We start from the raw sequence: 6,546 nt of genomic DNA on the forward strand, positions 1-6,546 counted from the left end.
AATGAAGACTCATAAAACACCGTGCCGCTGATGCGAAGCTCCGTATCCCCTGTATGAACCCGTATTAATTTATTTGAGCAATCCTTTTTTGAATGCATTGAGTTGGAACTTTATATCAATAAAAATTCAACTTAATACTGGTGTTTCAATGGCTTAATGAATTATTTTCTAAATTTAGATCAGGGTAAGTCTCAAAAACCCTTAAGTTTGTAAAGAACGCATCACCTTGACATTCTCATTATTAACAGCTTATGAATTTAAAAATTATTTTATCCTTAATTGCCCTGGTCTTTATTTGTGCGCCCGGAACAGATAAGAAAAACAGCCTTGAAGAACTGAATCTGAAAGGCGATGTAAAAACATTAAAAGAGTTTTGGTATGATCCGGTTGTAGAATCCGGAACCATTACAAGAGCAAGTGAAACGCCAAACCAATCATTTATAAGTTCATTTGATGAAAATGGCAATCAGATTGATATGAAATTCTACAGTGGCGGTAATTTTTACTTTGAAATCAAGTATGCATATGACGCCATGGGTCATCTGGTAGCGGATCAAAAGTATAATGAGCGGGGTGATCTAAAAGAGGAGAACAGGTATACCTATGACGCCAAGGGGAATAAAAGTGAAAAGCATATGTATCGTTATGGCGACTTAAAGGGAAAAGTTGTCTATACCTATGACGATATGGGTCTTATGATTGAAGAGAGTACCTATGGTTCTGATGACTATTTACAATCAAAATCCACTTATAAGTATGATGATAAGGGCAATAATACAGAAGGGATATTATATGATTCGAAGGGCAATCTTGATACTAAATTTACGCAGAGATACGATGAAGACAACCATATGATTGAAGCTAAAAGTTATGATGAAGAGGGCAAGGTTATTGATCCGGTATATAGTTTTACATATGAATTTGAAGCTAATGACACTGGTAACTGGATCAAGAAGATCATGTTTTCAAATGGCTCGCAAAATACCTATAATGAACTTGGACATTTGATTGAGGAGAACAGCGATGTATCGCCTAATGCGGTTCTTCTTGTAGAAAGAGAAATAGACTATTATTAAGCCTGGGTTTACGAATTTTAAGGCTCAAACCTTTTAGGGAAAACACGTCAGGGTTTTGAAGAAAGACATGTTCCTGGTAGATGGTTCGATTTCCAGGGTCTCTTAAAATGAGATTATTTCAGGACGCCCTATCCTTATTCTTTTGTTTTCGCCAAACAAAATAGAAAACCACCGCAACGATTGGCAGGACAATATACATAATGACATTAAAGGGATCTGTAAAGTCCAATGGTTTATTGTCGTCCGGGTTTCGCGTACCCGGTGGTAACTGGAGATAACTATTTAATAATCGGAGTATTATCACGGTGATCTGATGATTTCCACATAAGATACGGAATTTATTGGTTTACACGTGTCATAGCTGCAAAGAGATCATGTGTTCTTTTAATATTGAAAAGTTCTAAGTTATCTCTGGAGTATTTAAAATGTTTGGTGTCAACAAAAACCGAACTTTTAAAGGGTTAAATCGAATATAGCGTTTTAATATATTTAGTAACCTTTAAAATCTAAACGATGAGGATAACAACAAGACACCGGTTCATTGATATACGAGTTGAAGCGTAAAACAGGAAAGACATGTCCCTGAACAACTTAACACTTACACAAGGGTATTATGGAACTGGACAAAGAAATTGAAATAAAGAAAATGGATTAAGAACTCAACCTTGGGAGACAGAAAAAACAGTACGAGATAAATTATCTAAATTTGTTAGTTCACGTACTTTTTTTTCTAAAAAGTTCAACTTGTGTTGAAGACATACAGATGACACCAGAATTCCCATTGGTGAAACCTGTTGTAAAGAAGTAAGCAGAAATTCAGGTGTTTAATTTTAAAAAATGAAATCATGCGTAGTGTAACAATTAATGTTAATGGGCAGCGTAAGACTGTAAATGTTGACCCTATGACACCTGTGCTATGGGTGCTAAGAGTGTATTTAGGACTTACAGGTACGAAGTATGGCTGTGGTAAGGCTATTTGTGGTAGCTGTACGATTCACTTAAATGGAACTCCAATTAGAGCATGTGTTACACCGGTTTCAGCATGTATAGGCGGAGAAATCACAACTATTGAAGGCCTATCGGAGAATTGTGATCACCCCGTGCAAAAGGCTTGGATAGAAGCTCAGGTTCCACAGTGCGGGTACTGCCAATCAGGGCAGATTATGAGTGCGGTTTCCTTGTTAAGGAACAATGCAAACCCCAACAGAGAAGAGATTAAGTCCTATATGAGTGGCAACCTTTGTAGATGTGCTGCTTATATGCGCATTATTAAGGCAGTGGAAATAGCAGCTAAAGAATCATAGTTATGGGAAATCAAGGCAAATTCAAAGGATTATCACGTAGAAGATTCATTGGAACTATTGGAGGTGGCGTTATTTTTGTTGTTGGAGCTTGGAAACTTGCACCAGACCTGTTTTCAGACCACCAGGGAACACCCGTAAAAACAGGTTCGGATTTTGAAGGTCAAAACGTTTCTGTATGGGTCCAGATACATGAAGACGATTGGATAACAATTTACAATCCGTCTTCCGAAATGGGACAGGGCAGTATGACGGCCTTGGCAGTAATCATTGCTGAAGAATTGGATGCGGATTGGTCGAAAGTAACCGTTGTGCAATCACCGGCGGAACCAGATATTTATGGCGTCGGATGGGGTGGACGTGGAAGAGGCAGCATGATTACTGTTGGCAGCAGAACAGTGATGAGCTATTATACTAATTTAAGACAAGCTGGTGCTCAGGCAAGATTTGTATTATTGCATACCGCAGCAGAACGTTTAGGTGTGCCGGTTAACGAACTTTCTACCGAACCTAATAAGGTGATTCATAAAGCATCAGGCAGAGCAATGCGTTATGGCGAACTTGCCAAACTTGTAAAACCAATGAATACTGTTCCAGAGATTCCTCAGGAGCAACTGAAGCATCCTAAAGACTTTAGGTTAATCGGAAAGTTCGGTCACCGATTCGATGTGCCTTCGAAGTGTGATGGAAGTGCCCAGTATGCTTTAGATGTTCAAGTACCCAACATGGTCTATGCTATTATAGCCAGATCCCCTGTTTACGGGGCTAAGCCAAGGCTTACCAATGCATCACAGATTAGGAATACACCCGGAGTTGTTGACATTGTTGAATTAAATCATGGAATAGGTTTAATTACGGAGACAATTGAACTTGCGATTAACACGCAACCAAAGCTTCAAATAGAGTGGAGTAAAGGAAATACAGCAGATAATTTTAATAGTGTAAAGGCTTTTGAGTCCTATCCGGAGGAAGCAGATAAACCAATATCAAATGGCGATGTGATCAATGCTTTAAAATCAGGTGTAAAATCATATAAGAGCGATTATAAGAACGATTTTGTTTATCACGCACAACAAGAACCAATGAACGCCATAGTGTCTTTTTCAGAGGACGGTAAAAGTGCGGAAGCATGGGTTGGTACTCAGGCACCTGGAAGCAACAGAAGCGCGATAGCGAATGTATTGGGGATTGATGCGTCCAAAGTAAACTTTCACAGAACTTATGTGGGTGGAGGTTTTGGAAGAAAGGCGACTTCAGATTGGGTCACAGAAGCTGCTCATTTAGCTAAAGCTATTAGAAAACCCGTAAAACTGCTTTGGACAAGGGAGGACGATCTTAAGTATGGTATGTTCAGACCACAATCATTACAGAGAATGGAAGCAAGTGTTGATAGTTCCAATAATATAATAGGCTGGAAGCATATTATCGTCGGAACAGGCGACCGCTTAATGGGAACAGGATCGGCAACACCATATTATGCAATACCAAATCAACATATAGAGGTCAGAAATATTGATCATGGTGTGCGAACCAAACATTGGAGGGCTGTTGGTCATGGTCCGAATAAATTTGCCATAGAATCCTTTATTGATGAAATAGCCACCGATTTAAGTATGGATCCTCTTGATTTCAGATTAAACCTGATGAAAGAATTTCCCAGAGCACAAAAAGTGCTCAAAACAGTTGCGGAAATGGCAGATTGGAATACGCCAAGCCCGGCAGGAATGGCTAAAGGAATAGCTTTTGCTGAGCGCAGTGGCTCCTTATCCGCATGTGTGTGTGAACTGGCAGTTGATAGATCAAATGGACGTATTATTGTGCATAAGATTTGGGCAACATTAGACGCGGGAATTGTCGTGCAGCCCGATAATGCCATTGCCCAGATGGAAGGTGGTATACTCATGGGAATGAGTAGTGTTTTAAAGGAGCGTGTCACCTTCGTGGATGGGATGGTTGAGCAATCAAATTTCGATGATTATCAAATATTAAGGGCGGATGAAATACCTGATGTTCTGGAAGTGAAAATTATTGATTCAGAAGAACGTCCAACCGGAATTGGAGAGTCCGGTGTTCCCATAATAGGAGGTGCTATTGCTAATGCTTTTGCCACTTTAACAGGGAAACGATTGAAGCATATACCATTTACACCTGATAAAGTAAAATCTGCATTAGCTTAAATCATACAATAATTTAAAGAAAAAACCATAACATATGTATTGACCGTTTTTGTAGTATTGTTAATTGATGACATTCATCATAGAAATTTATACGATGGTTCACCGTATTACCGTTAACAAAATACTATCTTTAGGGCATAATAAATTCAAGTTTTTAGTTTATTCACCTCATGCGTCATCTATTCTCAACTCCGTTCCAATCACTCACTGTTTATCTATCCATACTGTTTCTAATGCTTGGGTTTCAGTATCCAGCTTTGGCACAAGATGAATCCAGCCGAACATGGCTGGCGGGAGATCATCATATTCATTCCAGATATAGTGTAGGCTGGAATTGGGAAGTCGATCCTCCTACCCCAATTAAAGGAGGCGACGCCATTTATCCAACCCCCATGAATGCCTTGATGGCTAAGTATTATGGTCTTTCGTGGATGGTGACCACCGATCATGGTGGCCCCAATCACAGTAAAGTAAATCTGGAAATGGCTTATCCCGAATTGTTGTATTCCAGAAAAGCTGTACCCGAAGTGATTCAGTTTTATGGGATGGAATTCGATACGCCCGGAGCCGATCACTCCAGTTTAATTATCCCGCATTCGCACGATGAATCCACCCACTTACACAGTATAGAATCTCAATTCAATAAAAGAGAACCCTACCCATCGGATCCGAGTTGGGATACCGAACCAAGAATGCTTGAAGCATTGGCATTCATGAATAAAATGGCCACAAAACCGGTGGTTATTGCCAATCACCCGTCCCGATCTGCATCAGATTTGGGCGTGTATGGAAAAGATGATCCCGCCGAACTTCGGGACTGGAATGATACAGCCCCTGAGATTGCCGTAGGTATGGCAGGAGCACCCGGTCACCAAGCCGCTACAATCAATGCGGACAGTACTTTTCGTGAACGTTCCCGGGGAGGATACGGACAGTTTCCTACTATGGGAGGGTTTGATCAGATGACGGCTAAACTGGGCGGTTTTTGGGATTCAATGTTGGGCGAAGGTCGCCGTTGGTGGATAACCGCAAACTCCGACTCACATGTTCACTGGCGGGAAGGGGGTAGCGATTTCTGGCCCGGCGAATATTCCAAAACCTATGTCTTTGCCAAAAAAAATCATGACGATATTATAGATGGCATTCGAAAGGGCCGCGTTTTTGTGACTCTGGGAGATTTAATCTCAGAGCTTTATGTTCGTGTAGAAGGAGGGCATCATACTGCTGATATCGGAGGTGCAATCCATATGACCCAAGGTGAAGATGTAGCGGTTAGCATTCGCTTTAAAGACCCTGACACTCTGAATTCTTGGAATCAAAACCCTGAAGTCACCCGTGTTGATCTGATCATGGGAGAATTAAGAGGGCCGGTTACCGATCGAGATAGCGACAGCAATCCTACCACACAGGTTATTGGGCGTTTTACAGAGTCTGACTGGACTGTCAATGGTGCGTACAAGGAGATCACATACACGATTTCGGATCTGGCTAAAGACAGTTATATCCGTATCAGAGGCACCAACAGTAATGAACTGGAACCTCAAGAAGATGAGGTCGGCGAAAGTCCGTGGGATGAATTATGGTTCTACTCTAATCCTATATTTATTGATGTAGACTGATTGACGCAGGAGTATATCATTGTGTAAAGCAAATTTAATCGTACATAAATTAAAATAAAAAGCCGAAATGATTCATTTCGGCTTTTTATCTGTACTCAAGGTGGGATTTGCCTTTGACAGTTCCCACCGGCCCGTGGTGAAAAAAGCCTGCTGACGCAGTGCCTTTTTTATTTTATTCTATTCGCAGAGGTAAACCTCGCTCATGCCATAAAACAAAAAAGCCGAAATGTTTCATTCCGGCTTTTGATCTGTACTCAAGGTGGGATTTGCCTTTGACAGTTCCCACCGGCCCGTGGTGAAAAAAGCCTGCTGACGCAGTGCCTTTTTTATTTTATTCTATTCGCAGAGGTAAACCTCGCTCATGCCATAAAAC

4 protein-coding genes are annotated in these 6,546 nt (G+C 40.8%); all 4 read left to right on the top strand.

The genetic code is table 11. The features are described 5' to 3' along the window. The first annotated feature begins 251 nt into the window (after positions 1-251). The 4 genes from MR041_RS12890 to MR041_RS12905 all read left to right on the top strand — a co-directional run bounded on the left by MR041_RS12890 (position 252) and on the right by MR041_RS12905 (position 6,173). A complete protein-coding gene (locus MR041_RS12890; protein ID WP_242094567.1) occupies positions 252-1,076 on the top strand; it encodes a hypothetical protein in 825 nt (274 codons plus the stop codon). Positions 1,077-1,921: 845 nt separating this feature from the next. Continuing rightward, positions 1,922-2,380, top strand: coding sequence for a (2Fe-2S)-binding protein (locus MR041_RS12895; RefSeq protein WP_242094569.1), 459 nt, complete (start codon positions 1,922-1,924; stop codon positions 2,378-2,380). Between the two features lie 2 nt (positions 2,381-2,382). Continuing rightward, positions 2,383-4,554 carry a xanthine dehydrogenase family protein molybdopterin-binding subunit gene (locus tag MR041_RS12900; RefSeq protein ID WP_242094571.1) on the top strand — a complete coding sequence of 724 codons (2,172 nt, stop codon included), beginning with the start codon at positions 2,383-2,385 and terminating at the stop codon, positions 4,552-4,554. Between the two features lie 233 nt (positions 4,555-4,787). Continuing rightward, a complete protein-coding gene (locus MR041_RS12905; protein WP_242094573.1) occupies positions 4,788-6,173 on the top strand; it encodes a CehA/McbA family metallohydrolase domain-containing protein in 1,386 nt (461 codons plus the stop codon). The last annotated feature ends 373 nt before the right edge of the window (positions 6,174-6,546 follow it).

This window comes from Aestuariivivens sediminicola (assembly GCF_022662015.1).
GTDB lineage: Bacteria > Bacteroidota > Bacteroidia > Flavobacteriales > Flavobacteriaceae > Aestuariivivens > Aestuariivivens sediminicola.